Origin of the sequence: Enterobacter sp. V89_11 (genome assembly GCF_029967775.1) — a bacterium.
GTDB classification, from domain to species: domain Bacteria; phylum Pseudomonadota; class Gammaproteobacteria; order Enterobacterales; family Enterobacteriaceae; genus Enterobacter; species Enterobacter ludwigii.
Genome location: NZ_JASCAN010000009.1, coordinates 109,524 through 130,387, shown reverse-complemented (window position 1 = coordinate 130,387; position 20,864 = coordinate 109,524). Strand labels below are relative to the sequence as shown.

Annotated in this window: 20 protein-coding genes and 1 riboswitch; of the genes, 10 read left to right on the top strand and 10 right to left on the bottom strand. The window is 54.7% G+C overall.

From position 1 onward, the window contains the following. Positions 1-67 precede the first annotated feature (67 nt). From fadD to QLG09_RS09545, 4 genes are all read right to left on the bottom strand, one after another. A complete protein-coding gene (gene fadD, locus QLG09_RS09560) occupies positions 68-1,753 on the bottom strand; it encodes a long-chain-fatty-acid--CoA ligase FadD (RefSeq protein ID WP_032669980.1) in 1,686 nt (561 codons plus the stop codon). 202 nt (positions 1,754-1,955) lie between these two features. After that, the gene (locus tag QLG09_RS09555; protein ID WP_044867701.1) at positions 1,956-2,537 is read right to left on the bottom strand and encodes a Slp family lipoprotein; all 582 of its coding nucleotides are present in this window, start codon (positions 2,535-2,537) and stop codon (positions 1,956-1,958) included. 37 nt (positions 2,538-2,574) lie between these two features. Further along, positions 2,575-3,270, bottom strand: coding sequence for a tRNA (adenosine(37)-N6)-threonylcarbamoyltransferase complex dimerization subunit type 1 TsaB (gene tsaB, locus QLG09_RS09550; protein WP_014170589.1), 696 nt, complete (start codon positions 3,268-3,270; stop codon positions 2,575-2,577). Positions 3,271-3,336: 66 nt separating this feature from the next. Beyond that, positions 3,337-5,247: an ATP-dependent DNA helicase gene (locus QLG09_RS09545; RefSeq protein ID WP_049023865.1), complete on the bottom strand. Its 1,911-nt coding sequence runs from the start codon at positions 5,245-5,247 to the stop codon at positions 3,337-3,339. Positions 5,248-5,378: 131 nt separating this feature from the next. On the opposite strand from QLG09_RS09545, the gene QLG09_RS09540 reads away from it, so the two are divergent. Further along, positions 5,379-5,723, top strand: coding sequence for a RidA family protein (locus QLG09_RS09540; protein ID WP_014170591.1), 345 nt, complete (start codon positions 5,379-5,381; stop codon positions 5,721-5,723). 6 nt (positions 5,724-5,729) lie between these two features. On the opposite strand, the gene QLG09_RS09535 is transcribed toward QLG09_RS09540, so the two are convergent. Further along, the gene (locus QLG09_RS09535) at positions 5,730-5,912 is read right to left on the bottom strand and encodes a YoaH family protein (protein WP_020883426.1); all 183 of its coding nucleotides are present in this window, start codon (positions 5,910-5,912) and stop codon (positions 5,730-5,732) included. 61 nt (positions 5,913-5,973) lie between these two features. On the opposite strand from QLG09_RS09535, the gene pabB reads away from it, so the two are divergent. The 4 genes from pabB (at position 5,974) to QLG09_RS09515 (ending at position 11,194) form a co-directional block, all read left to right on the top strand. Further along, the gene (pabB, locus tag QLG09_RS09530; RefSeq protein ID WP_049023866.1) at positions 5,974-7,320 is read left to right on the top strand and encodes an aminodeoxychorismate synthase component 1; all 1,347 of its coding nucleotides are present in this window, start codon (positions 5,974-5,976) and stop codon (positions 7,318-7,320) included. Positions 7,321-7,326: 6 nt separating this feature from the next. Then, positions 7,327-7,905 (top strand): CoA pyrophosphatase, encoded by a 579-nt coding sequence (locus QLG09_RS09525; RefSeq protein ID WP_014170594.1) that lies wholly within the window; start codon positions 7,327-7,329, stop codon positions 7,903-7,905. A gap of 184 nt (positions 7,906-8,089) precedes the next feature. After that, positions 8,090-9,454 carry an L-serine ammonia-lyase gene (gene sdaA / locus QLG09_RS09520; protein WP_020883424.1) on the top strand — a complete coding sequence of 455 codons (1,365 nt, stop codon included), beginning with the start codon at positions 8,090-8,092 and terminating at the stop codon, positions 9,452-9,454. A gap of 141 nt (positions 9,455-9,595) precedes the next feature. Continuing rightward, positions 9,596-11,194 carry an EAL domain-containing protein gene (locus QLG09_RS09515; RefSeq protein WP_044865663.1) on the top strand — a complete coding sequence of 533 codons (1,599 nt, stop codon included), beginning with the start codon at positions 9,596-9,598 and terminating at the stop codon, positions 11,192-11,194. A 6-nt stretch (positions 11,195-11,200) separates the two neighbouring features. On the opposite strand, the gene yoaE is transcribed toward QLG09_RS09515, so the two are convergent. Continuing rightward, a complete protein-coding gene (gene yoaE / locus QLG09_RS09510) occupies positions 11,201-12,760 on the bottom strand; it encodes a CNNM family cation transport protein YoaE (RefSeq protein ID WP_040017767.1) in 1,560 nt (519 codons plus the stop codon). A 462-nt stretch (positions 12,761-13,222) separates the two neighbouring features. On the opposite strand from yoaE, the gene manX reads away from it, so the two are divergent. The 5 genes from manX (at position 13,223) to mntP (ending at position 17,375) form a co-directional block, all read left to right on the top strand. Further along, positions 13,223-14,185: a PTS mannose transporter subunit IIAB gene (gene manX, locus QLG09_RS09505; protein ID WP_014170598.1), complete on the top strand. Its 963-nt coding sequence runs from the start codon at positions 13,223-13,225 to the stop codon at positions 14,183-14,185. A gap of 47 nt (positions 14,186-14,232) precedes the next feature. Beyond that, positions 14,233-15,033 (top strand): PTS mannose transporter subunit IIC, encoded by an 801-nt coding sequence (manY, locus tag QLG09_RS09500; protein WP_014170599.1) that lies wholly within the window; start codon positions 14,233-14,235, stop codon positions 15,031-15,033. A 12-nt stretch (positions 15,034-15,045) separates the two neighbouring features. Beyond that, positions 15,046-15,897: a PTS mannose transporter subunit IID gene (locus tag QLG09_RS09495; protein ID WP_006810994.1), complete on the top strand. Its 852-nt coding sequence runs from the start codon at positions 15,046-15,048 to the stop codon at positions 15,895-15,897. 54 nt (positions 15,898-15,951) lie between these two features. Next, positions 15,952-16,410: a DUF986 family protein gene (locus QLG09_RS09490; protein WP_014170600.1), complete on the top strand. Its 459-nt coding sequence runs from the start codon at positions 15,952-15,954 to the stop codon at positions 16,408-16,410. A gap of 198 nt (positions 16,411-16,608) precedes the next feature. Then, positions 16,609-16,798, top strand: a riboswitch (yybP-ykoY riboswitch). A gap of 10 nt (positions 16,799-16,808) precedes the next feature. Then, complete coding sequence (gene mntP, locus QLG09_RS09485; protein WP_014170601.1) at positions 16,809-17,375, top strand: manganese efflux pump MntP; 567 nt, start codon at positions 16,809-16,811, stop codon at positions 17,373-17,375. Here mntP and rlmA read toward each other — a convergent pair. From rlmA to QLG09_RS09465, 4 genes are all read right to left on the bottom strand, one after another. Next, complete coding sequence (gene rlmA / locus QLG09_RS09480; RefSeq protein WP_282488851.1) at positions 17,372-18,187, bottom strand: 23S rRNA (guanine(745)-N(1))-methyltransferase; 816 nt, start codon at positions 18,185-18,187, stop codon at positions 17,372-17,374. The genes mntP and rlmA overlap by 4 nt on opposite strands. Positions 18,188-18,254: 67 nt before the next feature. Then, positions 18,255-19,961 (bottom strand): peptidoglycan glycosyltransferase FtsI, encoded by a 1,707-nt coding sequence (gene ftsI, locus QLG09_RS09475; protein WP_072126430.1) that lies wholly within the window; start codon positions 19,959-19,961, stop codon positions 18,255-18,257. Between the two features lie 231 nt (positions 19,962-20,192). Further along, entirely contained in the window at positions 20,193-20,402 is a 210-nt protein-coding gene (gene cspE, locus QLG09_RS09470) for a transcription antiterminator/RNA stability regulator CspE (RefSeq protein ID WP_001062678.1), read from the bottom strand. 39 nt (positions 20,403-20,441) lie between these two features. Beyond that, a complete protein-coding gene (locus tag QLG09_RS09465) occupies positions 20,442-20,558 on the bottom strand; it encodes a DUF2627 domain-containing protein (RefSeq protein WP_032611517.1) in 117 nt (38 codons plus the stop codon). Positions 20,559-20,864 lie beyond the last annotated feature (306 nt).

Genomic DNA, 20,864 nt, shown 5'->3' with positions numbered 1-20,864 from the left:
GATTCTCTTTTGTTTGCGCCCATAAAAAACGCCGGCTTAACCGGCGTCTGGGCGATTAGCGTGAAGCTCAGGCCTTATTGTCTACTTTGCCACGGGCTTCGTCACGTAATTCTCGTCGTAATATCTTTCCGACATTCGATTTCGGCAGTTCCTCGCGAAACTCAACCAGCTTCGGCACCTTGTAGCCGGTCAGCTGACGACGACAGAAGGTGATCAGCGCCTCCTCCGTAAGAGAAGGGTCTTTTTTGACCACAAAAATCTTCACCGCCTCGCCGCTGCTCCCGGAAGGGACGCCTACGGCAGCCACTTCGAGCACGCCGCTGTGCTGCATCACCACATCTTCGATTTCATTCGGGTAGACGTTGAAACCGGAAACCAGAATCATGTCTTTCTTACGATCGACGATACGCAGGAAGCCCTCTTCATCCATCACGGCGATATCACCGGTGTGCAGCCAGCCGTCTTTGATAATTTCATCGGTCGCGTCAGGACGTTGCCAGTAGCCCAGCATCACCTGCGGCCCTTTGACACAGAGTTCGCCCGGTTCACCTGGCGCCACTTCGTTATCGTCATCATCAACCAGTTTGGCTTCCGTCGACGGAACCGGCAAGCCAATGCTTCCGCTGTGATAGTCGATATCGTGCGGGTTCACACTGACCAGCGGGGCGCACTCCGTCAGGCCATAGCCTTCCAGTAAATACTGACCCGTCAGTTTCATCCAGCGTTCGGCAACGGCCTGTTGAACCGGCATACCGCCACCCGCAGAGAGGTGCAGCGTGGAGAAATCGAGCTTCTGGAACTCTTTATTGTTGAGCAGCGCGTTAAACAGCGTATTCACCCCGGTCATGGCGGTGAACGGATATTTCGCCAGCTCTTTCACCAGCCCCGGAATATCGCGCGGGTTCGTGATCAATACGTTTTGACCGCCCAGCTCAATAAACAGCAGACAGTTCATGGTCAGCGCGAAGATGTGATAAAGCGGAAGCGCGGTGATCACCAGCTCTTTTCCGTGGTGCAGCAACGGTCCGTAGGTGGCATTCACCTGCTCAAGGTTTGCCAGCATGTTACGGTGGGTCAGCATGGCGCCTTTAGCCACACCCGTTGTGCCGCCGGTGTACTGCAGAAACGCGAGGTCTTCTGATACCACTTCCGGTTTAACGTATTGCATGCGGTAGCCCGCCTGCAGCGCACTGCGGAAGGAGATCGCGTCCGGCAGGTGGTATTTCGGCACCAGACGTTTGATGTATTTGACGACAAAGTTAACCAGTGTGCCTTTGGCGGTAGAGAGTTGATCCCCCATACGCGTCAGGATAACGTGTTTAACCTGGGTTTTGTCGACCACTTTTTCCAGCGTGTGGGCAAAGTTAGAGACAATCACAATGGCGGCGGCACCGCTGTCGTTTAGCTGATGCTCCAGCTCCCGCGGCGTATACAGCGGGTTAACGTTGACAACAATCATCCCGGCACGCAGGACACCGAACAGCGCCACCGGGTATTGCAGCAGGTTCGGCATCATCAGCGCGACGCGGTCCCCTTTTTGCAGCCCCAGCCCTTCCTGCAGATAGGCGGCGAACGCCCGACTACGCTCCTCAAGTTTACGGAACGTCATGACCTCGCCCATATTCACAAAAGCAGGCTGGTCTGCGTAACGCCTCACCGAGTGTTCAAACAATTCAACCAGGGATTGATAACGGTCAGGATTGATCTCGGCAGGAACATCTGCGGGATAACGGTTAAGCCAAACCTTCTTCAATGCATCACCTCTGAAATGAGTGTTCGTCGTCATCACAACCCCGATAATAAACAGTTTGTTAACATTATATTAACTCAGCGTACCAGTTTATTAATTGTTCAGATTTAAGGTTGCGAAGCGCGTCACTCTTTTTTTTCGTTTTATTCGTAAAAAACAGAGACAGCGGCTGAGCCGCTGTCTCTTTTCTAACAATTACAGGGAGTTACTCAGTAACGATTGTCTGAACCTGTGCAGGTCCCGGGTTATACCAGCCCCAGCCCGGGTAGCCATACCGATAAGGATGTGGACCCCACATCCACGGATCCATCGGCTGAGGTGGCATGATGACCTGCTGTATCAGCCGCCAGCGCTTATACCCGTTGACCTGCATGGTCATAAATTTATACGGCGTGTTGCCGACTTTGCCCTCTACCGAACCGGTAATCGGGCCGACGACGGTGACCAGCTGTCCGCGAAAATCGACCGGGTCGAGAAAACCGCCCACGTCGGCATAAATACGCCCGCGGGAAGGTTCGCCAAGGATGGGCCGCGCACCGCTATCCAGCGGAACGGTGGCAATCTCCAGACGGGTTTTCCCCTGCTGGTTTTGCACCTCGATAACCTTGCCGCCAAAGCGCGCTTCCTGGCCGACGTAAAGCTCAGGCGCATTCATCACGCGAACCAGATCCTGCTGTGGCATGGGGCTGCTGCCCTTAATCGCATCAGGAACGGAAACGCATCCGCTCAGTGCTATGGCCACTGCGCCTGCCATAAAAAGGCGTACAACTTTAGTCTGAACCGCCATGATGCGACTCCTTTTTCTCAGTTCCTGTTACTGAGATTCATTCCCGGCCCGGAAGTTTCTTCCACGCGACGGTGTTTCGCAAATAAACCGGCTCCGCATGTTCAACGGCCACGGTTTTGCCCGCCTCAAGCAGTTGACAGGCGATGGGAAGCATATCCTCTGCGGCGGGCAGAAGCATATTGCCGTCTGTCAGCGTGATCCCGGTACCGTTAGCCATCTCTGGCCATGCCGGCCAGCCGGTGCCTACTGTCGCCCACTCGCCGGACAGCTGTTTCAGCCGCTCGGTCACCGCTTCCGGCTTGAGGACAGCCTCGGTCTCTTCACCGTGCCAGATGCCATTTTCATCGCGGGTGTATTCTGCCCAGTAAACTTCTCCCATTCGGGCGTCAATGGCCGCCAGAACGCGCGTTGCCCCGGTCATACGCCATGCGCCCTGCGCCATGGTTGCCAGCGTGGAAACACCGATCATCGGCAGTTCTGCGCCCAGCGCCAGCCCCTGAGCAATGCCAATTCCAATGCGTACGCCCGTAAAGCTGCCGGGGCCACGGCCAAAGGCCAGTGCGTCGAGGTCGGTTAAGGTGGTGTTGCCCCGGGTTAAAATCTCTTTAACCAGAGGCAGAATGCGTTGGGTGTGTTCTCGTGGGCACTCTTCGAAATGAGCAGAGATAGCACCGTCGTTCAACAGAGCAACAGAACAGGCCTCTGTCGCGGTATCAATAGCCAGAATTCGCATCAGTCGTCGCGCTCTCGCAATGGTCAGTCACAAAATGGCGCGCATCTTAGCATACTCACGGGCAAATTACTCCGCCGTTGGGTTTGCCAGGAAGCGAACCGCGCGTTTAATGTCCCGCGTGCGCGGCGCGGGCGGCAAGCTGGCAAGGAAGGTCGCACCGTAAGGGCGCATCACCAGCCGGTTATCGCATATGACCAGCACGCCGCGGTCGTCTGTGTCGCGAATCAGGCGCCCTACCCCTTGTTTAAGGGTGATCACCGCGTCCGGTAGCTGGACCTCATCAAAAGGATCGCCGCCGCGCAAACGGCAGTCTTCCATACGTGCCTTCAGCAGCGGATCGTCCGGTGAGGTAAACGGCAGTTTATCGATGATCACCAGCGACAGGGTATCTCCCCGCACGTCCACCCCTTCCCAGAAGCTGCTGGTGGCTACCAGCAGGGCGTTACCGGCACTGACAAACTGCTGTAACAGTTGCCCTTTGCTGGTCTCGCCCTGAAGCAGAACCGGCAAAGTCATGGTGGCGCGGAACTGCTCCGCCAGATCGCGCATCATCGCGTGGGAGGTGCAGAGCATAAAACAGCGGCCGTTGTTGGCCTCGATCATCGGCCTGAGCATTGCCGCCAGCAGGCGCGCCGCGCCGGGCTGGTTAGGCAGAGGCAGATTACGCGGAACGCAGAGCAACGCCTGTTTTTCATAATCAAACGGGCTGGGCAGCAGCAGCGACTCCGCCTCCTCAATCCCCAGACGCCCGGTAAAGTGGTGTAGATCGTCATTCACCGAAAGGGTTGCCGACGTGAAGATCCAGCTTCCCGGTTTTTGCGCCATCACCTCTTTGAATTTATCCGCTACCGTCAGCGGCGTCAGGACCAGCGTGAAATGGCGGGAGGTGCATTCATACCAGTAGCTGAACCCCGGCTGGTTTATCTCTTTCAGCCGTTTGAGGCGTGCCCGATAGAGCGTGGCGCGCTCGAAGGCGGCATCCAGCAGTGCGGAACGGCCGAGCGATAGTTTCGCCACGTCGTAACAAAGCTCAAGGGCATCATCGAGCAGCAACAGCGCGCGCTGGATATTTTTGTCTGCCAGTAGCTCACGCAGATTACCGCGATAGCCCGGCTCACCCAGTTGCAGGCGAAAATCCTGCGCACTTTGCGCCAGGCGGTCAGCACACTTCTGCAGCTGTTGGGTATCTTTTAACTCGGTGCGGTAGGCAATGGTGAAATCTTTCGCTAAGTCCTGCAGCTGGCGGCTGGAGAGCGACTGGCCAAAATACTGGCTGGCGATGTCAGGAAGCTGGTGGGCTTCATCGAAGATCATCACGTCCGCTTCCGGGATCAGTTCGCCAAAGCCGCTATCTTTAACCACCATATCGGCAAGGAAGAGATGGTGGTTGACCACCACGACATCCGCATCCATGGCGGTTTTACGCGCTTTCACCACAAAACAATCTTTATACAGCGGGCAGTCGCTCCCCAGGCAGTTGTCGTTGGTACTGGTGACCAGCGGCCAGGCGGGAGAGTCTTCCGGCACGCTCGCGCAGGTGCTGATATCCCCCTCCTCCGTCTGATTGGCCCAGGCGCGAAGAATAATGACATCGCTGAGCGTCTGCACCGGCAGATCACCGCCCGCCAGCGCCTGCTGCTCAAGCCGTTCAAGGCAGAGGTAGTTGGAGCGGCCTTTCAGCAACGCCAGGCGGCCTTTATACTTCAGGGCGTTGGCGACCGTGGGCAGATCGCGGCTGTAAAGCTGGTCCTGCAGCGCTTTAGACCCGGTGGAGATGATCACTTTCTTTTTAGCCCGCAGCGCTGGCGCCAGGTAGGCATAGGTTTTGCCCGTGCCGGTACCGGCTTCCACCACCAGCGGCTGCGCGGTGTCGATTGCGCGGGCCACGGCATGCGCCATCTGCCGCTGAGGTTCACGCGGTTTAAAACCGGGAATCGCCTGTGCTAACTGACCTTCTGGGGAAAAATCGTCTGCCACGTTGCTCTCTCACTGTATTTTTGCACAGGGATTATGTCAGCCCATCCTCTCCAGTGCCACCCCAAATAGTGACGAGGGGAACACAATATGGCAGTCTTGCCGACTGACATGAAAATAACGAGGAAACGTTTATGACAATTGTGCGCATTGATGCCGAAGCACGCTGGTCTGATGTGGTCATCCATAACCAGACGCTTTACTACACCGGTGTACCGGAAAATCTCGACGCAGATGCCTTCGAACAGACGGCGAATACGCTGGCGCAGATTGACGCCGTGCTGGAAAAGCAAGGCAGCGACAAATCACGCATTCTGGATGCGACCATTTTTCTTGCCAGTAAAGACGATTTTGCGGCGATGAATAAAGCCTGGGATGCCTGGGTTGTGGCGGGACATGCGCCCGTACGGTGTACCGTACAGGCGACGCTGATGAAGCCGGAATACAAAGTCGAAATTAAGATTATCGCGGCGGTTTAAGCCGGATTACTCCTCTTCATCATCCTCAAAACGCGCCACGATCCGCTCGCCGGTGTGGGTGGCGCGAAGTTCATTAGCAACTTGCGTGATCGCCTGTCCGCTGCTCATCCCCTGGGACATCAGTTCCTGAATACGCTCAACCGCTTTCTGCTGCTGGTCATGGCTCAGAGAAGGTAAACCTGCAAACATTGTCAACTCCTGCTAAATTATCCGCGCTAATTATTTCACGCTGCCCGGTAGTATGCCACACATGAACCCGTTACCCCCTACAGTCATTTCATTACCCTGGCGTTCAGACGCCGCGGAATTCTGGTTTGCCCGTCTCAGCCATCTTCCTTTTGCGATGTTGCTGCACTCCGGTTATGCGGATCATCCCTATAGCCGCTTTGATATTCTGGTCGCCGACCCTCTGCAGACCCTGATAACACAAGGGAATGTGACTACGACGGGCGAAACGCAGTCAACGGACGATCCGCTGTCATTACTTCAGCAGGCGCTGGACGCGCTGGGCTTAACCGTTCCGCAAAATCCCGACCTTCCCTTCCAGGGAGGTGCGCTGGGCTTGTTCGGCTATGATTTAGGTCGCCGCTTCGAAACCTTGCCGGAGACTGCACAGGACGACATTCCGCTGCCGGATATGGCGGTGGGGCTTTACGACTGGGCAATAATCGTCGATCACCACAAGCAGGCGGTCTCTCTGCTCAGCCATCAGGATGTGTCCGCCCGGCTTGCCTGGCTTGAGGCACAGGTCCCCGTCGCAACAGCGGATTTCCACCTGACCTCTGCGTGGCGCGCCAACATGACCGTGCAGGAGTACGCCGCGAAGTTTGAGCGGGTTCAGGGCTATCTGCAGAGCGGTGATTGCTATCAGGTCAACCTTGCCCAGCGTTTTCAGGCAACCTGTGAAGGCGATGAGTGGCAGGCATTTACCCGCCTCAACGCCAGTAACCGGGCACCGTTCAGTGCATTTCTGCGCCTGGAACAGGGCGCTATCCTGAGCCTCTCGCCCGAGCGTTTTATTCATCTTGCCGATGGCACTATTCAGACGCGACCGATTAAAGGCACGCTTCCCCGGCTGGCCGATCCTGTTGCCGACCGCCAGCAGGCGGAAAAACTGGCGGCCTCGTTAAAAGATCGCGCTGAAAACCTGATGATTGTCGACCTCATGCGTAACGACATTGGCCGGGTCGCCGTACCGGGAAGCGTGCGTGTCCCTGAACTGTTTGTCGTCGAGCCGTTCCCCGCGGTGCATCACCTGGTCAGCACCATTACCGCGCAACTGCCCGCCTCGCGCACGGCCTGCGATCTGCTTCGCGCCGCGTTCCCGGGGGGCTCGATAACCGGCGCGCCTAAAGTGCGGGCAATGGAAATAATCGATGAGCTGGAACCGCATCGTCGAAACGCCTGGTGCGGCAGCATTGGCTATATCAGTCTCTGCGGTACGCTGGATACCAGCATCACCATTCGAACGCTGACCGCCTGTAACGGGAATCTGTACTGTTCTGCAGGGGGCGGAATTGTTGCGGATAGCCAGGTCGATGCGGAATATCAGGAAACCTTTGATAAAGTTAACCGTATCCTGAAACAACTGGAGTAATGACGGGTGGAAAAAGAGAACCTGACGCTGGATGATTTTCTGTCGCGCTTTCAGCTTTTGCGGCCCAACGTGAGCCGCGAAGCCCTCAATCAACGTCAGGCAGCGGTGTTGATCCCGGTGGTCCGTCGTGAGCAGCCGGGCCTGCTGCTCACCCAGCGTTCGCCACATTTACGTAAGCATGCCGGTCAGGTCGCCTTTCCGGGTGGTGCCGTGGACAGTTCTGACGCCTCGCTGATTGCCGCCGCGCTGCGTGAAGCCCAGGAAGAGGTCGCCATTCCGCCTGAAGCGGTTGAGATCATTGGCGTGCTGCCGCCGGTCGACAGCGTGACCGGTTTTCAGGTCACACCGGTGGTCGGCATTATCCCACCGGATCTGCAATATCACGCCAGCGTCGATGAAGTGTCTGCGGTGTTTGAGATGCCACTGGAAGAGGCTCTTCGGCTCGGGCGTTATCATCCGCTGGATATCCAGCGTCGGGGTCATGCGCACCGGGTGTGGTTGTCCTGGTATCAGCATTATTTTGTCTGGGGCATGACGGCGGGCATCATTCGTGAACTGGCGCTGCAAATCGGCCTGAAGCCTTGACTATACTTTACATTCCACCCTCTTCTGCCAGGTTTGCGATCGGCGTCGCGCTATTAGCAAAACCATCGTTAACCATTAGTTTAATTCATGTGAATAGTTAAGCCGAGGTCGGTCTTCCCTCTTACACTATGCGCAGTTATAACATCGTTACTGGAACCCCGGTAACCCTGTCAGGAGTGTGAAAGTGATTAGTATATTCGACATGTTCAAAGTGGGAATTGGCCCTTCGTCTTCCCATACTGTTGGCCCGATGAAGGCCGGTAAACAGTTCGTCGATGATCTGGTCGAAAAAGGATTACTGGAAAGCGTTACCCGTGTCGCCGTGGATGTTTACGGCTCACTGTCATTAACGGGTAAAGGCCACCACACCGATATCGCCATTATTATGGGTCTGGCGGGCAATATGCCGGATACCGTAGATATTGATGCCATTCCGGCATTTATCCGCGACGTGGAAACGCGCGGCCGCCTGCTGCTGGCAAACGGTCAGCATGAAGTGGATTTCCCGCATGATGACGGCATGCGTTTTCGTAGCGATAACCTCTCCCTGCATGAAAACGGTATGCAGATCCACGCCTTTAACGGCGACAAAGTGATCTACAGCAAAACCTATTACTCCATTGGCGGTGGTTTTATCGTTGATGAGGAACACTTCGGCAAAGATACAACGGGCGATGTGAACGTACCTTACCCGTTCAAGTCCGCCAAAGAGATGCTGGACTACTGCCATGAAACCGGTCTGTCACTTTCCGGCATGGTGATGCAGAACGAACTGGCGCTGCACAGCAAAAAAGAGATTGAAGACTATTTTGCGAACGTGTGGCAAACCATGCAGGCCTGTATCGATCGCGGCATGAATACCGAAGGCGTACTGCCTGGGCCACTGCGCGTACCGCGTCGCGCCTCTGCGCTGCGCCGTATGCTGGTCACCACAGACAAATTCTCTAACGACCCGATGAACGTGGTCGACTGGGTGAACATGTTTGCGCTGGCGGTGAACGAAGAAAACGCCGCGGGTGGCAGGGTGGTGACTGCACCAACGAACGGCGCGTGCGGTATCGTTCCGGCGGTACTGGCCTACTACGATCACTTTATTGAACCCGTAACGCCTGATATCTACATTCGCTACTTCCTGGCAGCAGGGGCGATTGGTGCGCTGTACAAGATGAATGCGTCAATCTCTGGCGCTGAAGTGGGCTGTCAGGGTGAAGTGGGCGTGGCCTGTTCTATGGCCGCGGCCGGTCTTGCAGAGCTGCTGGGCGCCAGCCCGGAGCAGGTCTGCGTGGCGGCTGAAATCGGTATGGAACATAACCTCGGTCTCACCTGTGATCCGGTTGCGGGTCAGGTGCAGGTACCGTGCATTGAACGTAACGCTATCGCGTCGGTAAAAGCGATCAACGCCACGCGTATGGCCATGCGCCGTACCAGCGAGCCACGCGTTTCGCTGGACAAGGTTATCGAGACCATGTACGAAACCGGTAAAGACATGAACGCCAAATATCGTGAGACCTCCCGCGGCGGTCTGGCGATAAAGGTGCAGTGCGACTAACCGTTTCGCCTCAACGCCTCTCTCGCCCATCTTCCACGGATGGGCGAATTTTTATCCCTTTCTCGTCGACTTAATATTTCCCCACTACACTTGCTGTGTTGCCTCGGCTTTTGGTGCTGAAGGCGTATTGGGCGGCCTCCCATGCAAACAGCACAGAGGATCATAAAAAAGTATCGCCGAAAACGCGTCATCGTCTGCGTGATGGTTGCGCTTCTTACGCTCATCATTACGCTGGGTATACGCTTTATTTCACAGCGTAACGTAAATCAGCAAAACACCCTGAACTTTGCGGCGCACTCCGTCAACGTGCTGGATAACGTCTTATTGCCGCTGGAAAAAGGGCGCAGCCCGCTGTTGGCGCTGGTTGGAGCGCCCTGCTCTCAAGCGCATTTAGTGTTACGAAAACAGGCGGCCTCACTGCAAACGGTGCGCTCAATTGCACTGGTCAAAGACGGTATCCTTTACTGTTCAAGTATTTTCGGCAATCGCGACGTCCCGTTGCGAGAGATTCAGCCTGCCCTGCCCTCCGCCGAAACAAAACTGGTGCTCTCCACCGACAAATCCTTGCTCAAGGGAAGCCCGATCCTGATCCAGTGGTATCCGGTTTCTGATAGCGGAGAAGATGGTGTGATGCAGATTGTGAATATCGATCTCATCACTCGCCTGATGCTGGAGCCACAGCGCCCGCTTATCACCGACGTGGCCCTGACCGTAGGGGATAAATACCTGCGCTACGGTGAAAATGTCTCCGACTCGCTGACAATAAACGATGATGAGAGGGTTCTGCGCCAGCAATCCAGCCATTTCCCGTTCACCATTACCGTCAGTGGCCCGGGAGCCAGCGAGCTGGCGTTGATATATTTGCCCTCTCAGCTGCCGCTGGCGCTGATGCTCAGTCTCCTGATGGGTTACGTCGCCTGGCTTGCGACCGCGAACCGCATGAGTTTTACCTGGGAAATTAACCTTGGCCTGGCCGCGCGTGAATTTGAGCTGTTTTGCCAGCCGCTGCTGAATGCCCGCACGCAGAAATGCGTGGGGGTGGAGATCCTGCTGCGCTGGAACAACCCCCGTCAGGGATGGATCTCCCCGGACGTTTTTATTCCGCTCGCCGAAGAGCACAACCTGATTATCCCCCTCACACGTTACGTCATTAACGAGACGGTGAGTCAGATTGGCTATTTTCCGGCAACGCCCGGCTTCCACATTGGCATCAACGCCGCCGCCAGCCATTTCCGGCATGGAACGCTCATTCAGGACCTGAACCGCTACTGGTTCAGTGCGCATCCCACCCAGCAGCTGATTGTTGAGCTGACGGAGCGTGACGCGCTGCAGGACGTGGATTATCGCATTGTAAGAGAGTTACACCGTCAGGGCGTGAAGCTGGCCATTGATGATTTTGGCACCGGCAATAGCTCACTCTCGTGGCTGGAAAAGCTGCATCCGGACGTGCTGAAAATTGATAAGTCCTTTACCAGCGCTATCGGCACTGATGCCGTGAACTCCACGGTGACGGACATCATCATTGCGCTCGGACAACGGCTTAGCATTGAGCTGGTGGCTGAAGGGGTAGAAACGCCCGAGCAGGCGCGGTATTTGCGTCATCACGGGGTAGAGGTACTGCAGGGATTTTTGTTTGCGCAGCCTATGCCGCTGAGGGAATTTCCGCAATGGCTGGCGGAGAGTTCGTCTCCGCCAGCACCGCGTAACGGGCATATCGTTCCGCTGATGCCGTTACGCTAGGCTCAGTTACTCTTCTTCGTCGTGGGCCGACTGCTCTTTAACAATGCGCACCATATCGACGCGATAGTCATTCGCTTCGATTATCGTGATCTGCAGCGGAGGCAGTTCAATGATATCGCCGGTCCGCGGGATTTGTCCGTTAACGGCAATAACCAGCCCAGCCACGGTCGCAATGTCCTCTTCATCGTTGATGATGTTTTCCAGACCCAGCGTGTGCTGTAGCGCGTGCAGATCGGTGGTGCCTTTCACCAGCCAGCCGTCACCGTCGGAGACAATTTCCGGGGTTTCATCCGCATCCGGGAATTCACCGGCAATGGCTTCAAGCACGTCGAGCGGCGTCACCAGACCCTGCACCACACCAAATTCATTGGTGACGATAACAAAGCTACCGCGTGCGCGGCGCAGGACGCCAAGCAGGTTGATAGGATCCAGCGTTTCCGGCACCACAATCGCCGGTGATGCGGCGGCGACGGCTTCGACGTTAATCCCTTCTTCCAGCGCCACCAGCATCTCTTTCGCACGCACCACGCCGATGATCTCGTCCAGTTCACCCCGGCATACCGGGAACAGGCTATGCGGTGAAGAGAGCAACTGCTGGCGAATCTCATTAACGCTCAGGCGGGAATCGACCCAGCTGATTTCACCGCGCGGGGTCATAATGCCGCGCAGCGAGCGGGAGGCCAGGGAGAGCACGCCGTTAATCATATAGCGCTCTTCTTCCACAAATGCCCCTTCCGGGACGGGAACCGGGTTACGGCTTTCATTGTCATTCTGCACGTTGACCTGACGGCGACCGCCCATCAGACGCAGAATCGCATCAGCCGTACGCGCACGCAGCGGCTGGGTAGACTGCTGCTTGATAAAGTTATGTCGTGCAATCTGGTTAAACAGCTCGATGAGGATCGAGAAGCCAATGGCTGCGTACAGGTAGCCTTTTGGTATATGGAAGCCAAAACCTTCCGCCACCAGGCTCAGACCAATCATCAGCAGGAAGCTAAGGCAGAGCACCACGACCGTCGGATGCTGATTCACAAAGCGCGTCAGTGGCTTAGACGCCAGCAGCATCACCGCCATCGCGATAACCACCGCAGCCATCATCACCGGGAGGTGGTTCACCATGCCGACAGCCGTGATCACCGCATCCAGCGAGAAGACCGCATCAAGCACCACGATCTGCAGTACCACGACCCAAAAGCTGGCATAGCCTTTACCGTGTCCATCATCGTGCTGGCGATTTTCCAGCCGCTCGTGAAGCTCTGTGGTCGCTTTGAAAAGCAGGAATATCCCCCCGAGCAGCATGATCAAATCACGGCCGGAGAAAGTGAAATCCATGACGGAAAAAAGCGGCTTCGTCAGCGTAACCATCCACGAGATCACGGACAGCAGTGCCAGACGCATGACCAGTGCCAGAGAGAGACCGATCAGACGCGCTTTATCACGTTGTTTTGGCGGCAGTTTGTCCGCAAGGATGGCAATAAACACCAGGTTATCAATGCCGAGAACAATCTCAAGCACGACCAGCGTGAGCAATCCCACCCAGATTGACGGGTCCATTAAGAATTCCATGAAACGCTCCTGCTAACGGAATGACCAAACGGTGCCCCACTCAACGTGGGAAAAACAGAGGCAGACAGAGTCGATACGTGGCGAGGATCGCCGGTGAAACAGGCGCGGAATGGCCTGGAGGATGACTGACGTCGGTGACGGTCCATATAGTGGGCTTTAGCCCTATACTCCTGAACAATTAAACGGATGCTAAACATATCAGAGACAATGCGTTTTTAGCAAAGATTTACGTTCCTTTGCAAAGATCTGTAACACAGCTGCTTTACCTTACAGATAATTCTGTAACCCATAGCTAAATTACGGATCTTCATCACATAAATTATTTTTTCACTATCTAAAATAATTCGCGGAAGTCTTAGTTTTTTAACTCTAACCCTTTTCTGAATCGATTCGGTTGGCCAGATACGATTCACAGTGCGACTGCCTGGCAGGCGTATTAATGATAATAAAAGGAGGTAGCAAGTGACCATTGCTATTGTCATAGGCACACATGGTTGGGCTGCAGAGCAGTTACTCAAAACAGCAGAGATGCTGTTGGGTGAGCAGGAAAACGTCGGCTGGATCGATTTCGTTCCCGGTGAAAACGCTGAAACGCTGATTGAGAAGTACACTGCTCAACTGCAGAAACTGGATACCAGCAAAGGCGTGCTGTTTCTCGTTGATACATGGGGAGGCAGTCCGTTCAATGCTGCCAGCCGCATTGTCGTCGATAAAGAGCATTATGAAGTTGTCGCCGGGGTGAATATCCCGATGTTGGTGGAAACCTTCATGGCACGCGACGACAATCCGAGTTTCGATGAACTGGTCGCTCTGGCAGTTGAAACCGGTCGCGAAGGCGTGAAAGCGCTGAAAGCACAACCGGTTGAGAAGCCTGCTCCAGTGGCCGCGGCGCCAAAAGCCGCAGCCCCGGCGAAGCCCATGGGCCCGAATGATTACATGGTGATCGGCCTTGCCCGTATCGATGACCGTTTAATCCACGGCCAGGTGGCAACGCGCTGGACCAAAGAGACCAACGTTCGACGCATTATTGTCGTCAGCGATGAAGTTGCTGCTGATACCGTACGTAAAACCCTTCTGACACAGGTTGCTCCTCCTGGCGTTACCGCGCACGTGGTGGATGTCGCCAAAATGATCCGCGTTTATAACAACCCGAAATATGCGGGCGAGCGCGTGATGCTGCTGTTCACAAACCCGACAGACGTTGAACGCCTGGTTGAAGGCGGCGTGAAAATTACCTCCGTAAACATTGGTGGTATGGCATTCCGTCAGGGCAAAACGCAGGTCAACAACGCCATTTCAGTCGATGCGAAAGATATCGAGGCATTCAACAAGCTGAATGCACGCGGTATCGAACTGGAAGCCCGTAAGGTTTCCACGGATCAGAAACTGAAAATGATGGATCTGATCGGTAAAGTTGGGAAATAAGCCCGCGCCGGTTTTTCACATAAAGCTTATGTAATAGGAGAAGTACAATGGAGATTACCACTCTTCAGATTGTGCTGGTGTTCATCGTCGCGTGTATTGCGGGTATGGAATCCGTACTTGATGAATTTCAGTTCCACCGCCCTCTGGTGGCCTGTACGTTGATTGGTGCCGTTCTGGGTGATATGAAAACCGGGATCATCATCGGTGGTACCCTGGAAATGATTGCCCTGGGCTGGATGAACATCGGTGCGGCAGTTGCGCCTGATGCCGCGCTGGCGTCCATCATTTCTACGGTTCTGGTTATTGCCGGTCACCAGAGTATCGGTGCAGGTATTGCCCTGGCCATCCCGCTGGCAGCAGCAGGTCAGGTACTGACCATCATCGTGCGTACTATCACCGTGGCTTTCCAGCACGCGGCGGATAAGGCGGCCGAAAATGGCAACCTGACGGCGCTCTCCTGGATCCACGTATCGTCCCTGTTCCTGCAGGCGATGCGTATCGCGATCCCGGCCGTTATCGTTGCGATCTCCGTCGGTACCAGTGAAGTACAGAGCATGCTGAACGCCATTCCAGAAGTGGTCACCGGCGGTCTGAACATCGCAGGCGGTATGATTGTGGTGGTTGGTTATGCGATGGTTATCAATATGATGCGCGCAGGCTACCTGATGCCGTTCTTCTACCTCGGCTTCGTTACTGCTGCGTTCACCAACTTCAACCTGGTTGCGTTGGGTGTGATTGGTGCAGTGATGGCGATTCTCTACATCCAGCTCAGCCCGAAATATAACCGCGTTGCGGGTGCCCCAGCGCAGGCTGCTGGTAATAACGATCTCGATAACGAACTGGACTAGCAGGTGAGCGAAATGGTTGATATGACAAAAACTACCACCGAGAAAAAACTCACTCCGGGTGATATTCGTGGCGTGTTCATCCGTTCTAACCTGTTTCAGGGTTCATGGAACTTCGAACGTATGCAGGCGCTGGGCTTCTGTTTCTCCATGGTACCGGCTATCAAACGCCTGTATCCGGAAAACAACGAAGCGCGCCGTCAGGCGATTAAGCGTCACCTGGAATTCTTTAACACCCATCCTTATGTGGCGGCTCCGGTTCTGGGCGTGACGTTGGCGATGGAAGAGCAGCGTGCAAACGGCGCAGAGATTGACGATGGTGCCATCAACGGTATCAAAGTCGGTCTGATGGGTCCGCTGGCAGGCGTCGGTGACCCAATCTTCTGGGGTACCGTGCGTCCGGTCTTCGCGGCGCTGGGTGCCGGTATCGCCATGAGCGGAAGCCTGCTTGGGCCACTGCTGTTCTTCATCCTGTTCAACGCGGTGCGTCTGCTGACCCGTTACTACGGTGTGGCTTACGGTTACCGTAAAGGGGTGGACATCGTTAAGGATATGGGCGGCGGCTTCCTGCAGAAACTGACTGAGGGGGCGTCAATCCTCGGCCTGTTTGTCATGGGGGCACTGGTTAACAAGTGGACGCACGTGAACATCCCGCTGGTGGTGTCCACCATCACCGGTCAGGATGGTCAGACCCGTGTTACCACCGTGCAGACGATTCTGGACCAGCTGATGCCGGGTCTGGTACCGCTGCTGCTGACCTTCGCCTGTATGTGGCTGCTGCGTAAGAAAGTTAACCCGCTGTGGATCATTGTTGGCTTCTTCGTCATCGGTATCGCGGGCTACGCTGTCGGTCTGCTGGGCCTGTAAGACATCACGTAATACGCCGGGGGCTTGCCCCCGGTTTTTTTATCTGGAGGATGAATGACTGTCACGGACATCGTACTGGTTTTGTTTATTGTGGCCCTTCTGGCATATGCGATCTATGACGAGTTCATCATGCCCCGCCGCCACGGCGAAACGCTGCTCTCCCTGCCCCTTCTGCGACGCGGCCGCGTGGATGCGTTTATCTTCGCCGGTCTCATCGTCATTCTTATATACAACAACGTGACCGGTCATGGTGCAATATTAACCACATGGTTATTATGTGCGCTGGCATTAATGGCGATTTATCTGTTCTGGATCCGTGTTCCGAAAATCATTTTTAAAAGCCGCGGGTTTTTCTTCGCCAATGTATGGATAGAATATAACCGTATTAAAGAGATGAATTTATCGGAAGATGGTGTACTGGTGATGCAATTAGAGCAACGCCGGCTGCTTATTCGGGTCAAGAATATTGACGACCTGGAAAGAATATACAAACTTATGCTTAAAACTCAGTAAGTTAACCACATAGCTTTGGCTATATTCTGCGTTTATTTTGCGCACCTGATATAGCCAAAGCTATATTCCATTCTGTCATTTCTCTTATATTTATTAACGTTATTTTCACGCATAAATCTAAATGAAAATCGTTATCAACACCTTGACGAAATAATGCCGTTTCATTGTTGTTTTATATTCTCAAAATATGTTAAGGTTGCGCCCGTCGTTGGGGAGTAGCTGATTTCCTGTTCGCAGGAAATGTACGTGTCAACATACTCGTTGAAAAACGTGGCACGTACGGACCGTTTGCCGCACAGATTTGTGCAAGGCGGTCAGGCGAGACCATAGATACATCAACTGCTGTTTACTGGGGGCAGTGATGTGTCATATGGATATCCCCCGGTCTGGACGCTTTAATGAATATCTCCGCAACCCTTCTTCTTGCTTTCGGTATGTCCATGGACGCTTTTGCCGCTTCCATCGGTAAAGGTGCCTCGCTGCACAAACCCAAATTCTCTGAAGCGCTACGCACAGGCCTTATCTTTGGTGCTATCGAAACGCTGACACCGCTCATCGGCTGGGGTCTTGGTATGCTGGCAAGCCAGTTCATACTGGAGTGGAACCACTGGATCGCTTTCGTGCTGCTCGTATTTCTGGGGGGGCGAATGGTGATTGAAGGTTTTCGCGGCAATGGCGATGAGGAAGACGAGCCGCAGCACCGCCACGGTTTCTGGCTGCTGGTGACCACCGCCATCGCCACCAGTCTCGACGCCATGGCCGTCGGCGTGGGCCTGGCATTCCTGCAGGTCAATATTATTGCGACCGCGCTGGCCATTGGTTGTGCCACGCTGATTATGTCGACGCTGGGAATGATGGTTGGCCGGTTTATTGGCCCCCTGCTGGGCAAACGCGCCGAGATCCTGGGCGGTATCGTGCTGATTGGCATTGGTGCCCAGATCCTCTGGGCACACTTTGCCGGTTAATCTTCGCGCTGCCAGCAGTGGATACTGAAATCCGTCTGGCAGCGAAACGTTGTTTGCTCCGCTAAGGTTTCCCACACGTTCGGTTTCGCCCGCCATGCAAATGGCGTCATCTGCAACAACGCTACAGCTTCTTCCCCTGCCAGGTTCATCTCGTAGGCCAGCGTCTGCTCCTGCTTCAGCGTAAAGCCCGCCAGTTGCTCAGAATGTGGCGCATGCAGCCGAACATCATCATAGATAAGCCCTTTAAGCTCCATCAGATGTCGGGGACCTGGCGTGACGGTAATGACCCATCCGCCCGGTTTGATAACGCGTGCCAGCTCCTGCGCCTTACAGGGCGCATAGATGCGGATAACCGCATCCATGCTGGCATCGTCAAACGGCAGTCGGTGGCTCGATGCCACGCAGAACGTCACGCTGGAGTAGCGTTTTGCCGCCGCGCGGATAGCCACTTTGGAAACATCCAGACCAAATGTCTGCGCGCCCTTCTCTTGTGCAACCTCAGCAAACCGCGCGGTGTAATACCCTTCCCCGCAGCCAATATCCAGCACGCCTGCTGCACTGTCAGTCAGATTATCTTCCAGCAATTGCGCGACGGCCTCTCTGAGTTGCTGATAGTGCCCGGCGTCGAGAAATGCCCGGCGTGCCTGCATCATCTCAGCACTGTCACCCGGATCGCGCGAGCGCTTATGCTGCACCGGCAGAAGATTCACGTAGCCTTCTTTCGCCATATCAAACTGATGTCCCTGCGGACAGGCAAAACTTTTTTCTGATCGCGTCAGACGCGCGTGGCAAAGGGGACAACTGAAGGACATGGCAGCTCCGGAGCGTAAATCAAAGGGCGAAGTGTACCGCTATTCGCCCCGGTATAAAACGCCTGGGTTAACGCATGACGATAAGGTGCGAGGAATCAGGCGCCAGACCATCGGGTTTGACGTTCTCAAGACGCAATACGTTACCCATAATCTCGCTGAATACCGGTGCGGAGACGGCGCCGCCATAGTACGCTCCGTTTTGAGGATCGTTAATCACGACCACCAGCGCAAAACGCGGATCGCTGGCAGGCGCGACGCCCGCGGTATAGGCAACGTATTTATCGACATATTTGCCGCTATCATCGATTTTCTTCGCCGTACCGGTTTTCACCGCCACACGGTAATCACGCACCGCAGCCTTAACGCCGCCCCCGCCCGGCAGCGCAACGCTCTCCATCATATGCTCGACCTGATGAGCAATCTCTTCCGGCATGACTCTATGCCCGATAACGGGTGGATCGATACGGGTAATTGAGAGGGGCCGTTCCAGCCCGAAGCCGCCGATGGTGGCATAGACGTGCGCCAGCTGGAGGGGGGTGACCATCAGACCATAGCCAAAGGCGAAGGTCGCCCTGTCGAGCTGGCTCCAGTATTTACGCTGGGGTAACAGACCGGCGCTCTCGCCGGTTAAGCCAAGCCCGGTGTTTGTACCAAAACCAAAGTTCCGGTAGGTATCAATCAGGTGCTGAACAGGCATCGCCAGCGAGAGGCGCGATACGCCGGTGTCGCTCGATTTTTGCAGGATCCCGGTCATCGAGAGTTCAGGGTAGTAACCCACATCCCGAATGCGGTGCCCGTCAAGCATATACGGATGGGTGTCAATGACGCTGTCAGGCTGCACCAGCCCCTGTTGCAATGCCGTCATCAGCACAAGCGGCTTCACGGTTGAACCTGGCTCGAACGTATCGCTGATGGCACGGTTACGAAAATCGTCTATTGTCGCGCCCTGGCGGTTATTGGGGTTGAAATCCGGATAGCTCGCCATCGCGAGGATTTCACCGGTGGGGATATTAATGAGCACTGATGCCCCCGACTCCGCCTTGTTCCAGGCCACTGCGTTATCTAGCGCATCTTCGGTGATGGTTTGCAGGCGCTCATCAATACTGAGCTGAATATTGTGCGCAGGCACCGGCGCGACTTCCGTCAGATTCTCCACCACGCGACCGTAACGGTCTTCCCTGACCTGCCGGACGCCCGGCTTGCCTGTTAGCTGGGTGTTAAAACTTTTCTCCACCCCCTCAATGCCCTGACCGTCAATATTGGTGAAACCAATCAGGTTTGCCGCCACATGCCCCGCAGGATAAAAACGGCGTGATTCATCGCGTAAATTGATACCCGGCAAATTCAGCTTATCGATCCATTTTGCCTGAGCCGGATCTACCTGCCGGGCAAGGTAGATGAACCTCCCCTGTGGATTCGCGTTAATCCGTGATGACAGGGTGTTCAGGGAGAGATGTAACGCATTCGCCAGCGCCTGCCAGCGATCGTCAAAGCCCACGCCCCCTTTTGCCAGCACCGTTTTTGGGTCGGCCCACACGGCCCTGACCGGGACACTGACCGCCAGCGGCCGGCCCTCACGATCCATGATCATTCCGCGGGGAGCATCAATCGGCAGTTCGCGTAGCGATCGCATATCCTCCTGCTTGACCAGGTTGTCAGGTTTAATAATTTGCAGCCAGGCAACGCGGCCCAGCAAAAACGCCAGACTGCAAAAAATGGCTAAACAGAGCAGCGCAAAACGCGCCGGCGTGAAATTGCCGGCGGTCGTTATCATTTTCTTCTTCACCTGAACCCCAGGACTGTTAAACAACGCCCTGATTTAACGGGAAAAGACGGCCAGAGGGAGGGAAAACAGTGCTACTAACCTCGTAGCTTTGCAACAAGTTACTAACAAGAGCGGGGATGGTAATATTTTGAAAGATAAGGCACATAAAAAAGCCCCGCTATATGCGAGGCTTTATGTCTGAGAGTGAAGTACAACGTGCTTCAGTCAGCAGTGGTTCGATCAGATAGCAGTTACGTTAACTGCAGCTGGGCCTTTCTGGCCGTCCTGAATTTCGAACTCAACGTTCTGGCCTTCAGCCAGAGTTTTGAAGCCGTTACCCTGGATTGCAGAGAAGTGTACGAACACGTCTTTGCTGCCGTCAGCAGGAGTAATGAAACCAAAACCTTTAGACTCGTTGAACCACTTAACTTGACCTTTAATCTTTGCCATTTGCAAAATTCCTTAGAGTGTTTTCTTAGCCCGCAGGCATTACTGAGATAAAACTGAGACATTACTGCATGAGGCACTAATATAAGGTTCGGCAGAGAAGCGGTATTCAACGACAACGTGTTTACTCAGGACTTCTTTACTGAAAATGCCACACATAAACAGAACTGTACCTCGTTTGACCCAAAACGTGTTATCACACACTATGTTTAATATGGCAAGCCATTTTTAAACATGTCTCGATCCGCCGCACAAATTCGAACTGTGCCGGTATGCTTTTGCACAATTATGCGCATGACATATGGACAGCCCTGCTCACTTACACAGACTCGCCGTTGCTTTCACAACCGCTGTTATCTAAGACTTTTTTAACATAGCTCAATCATTCCAGTGCGTCCAGCAACCCGCTAAGAAAAACCCCTACATTGATTGAGTTAGAACAATTTGTGAAAACTTATGCTTAAA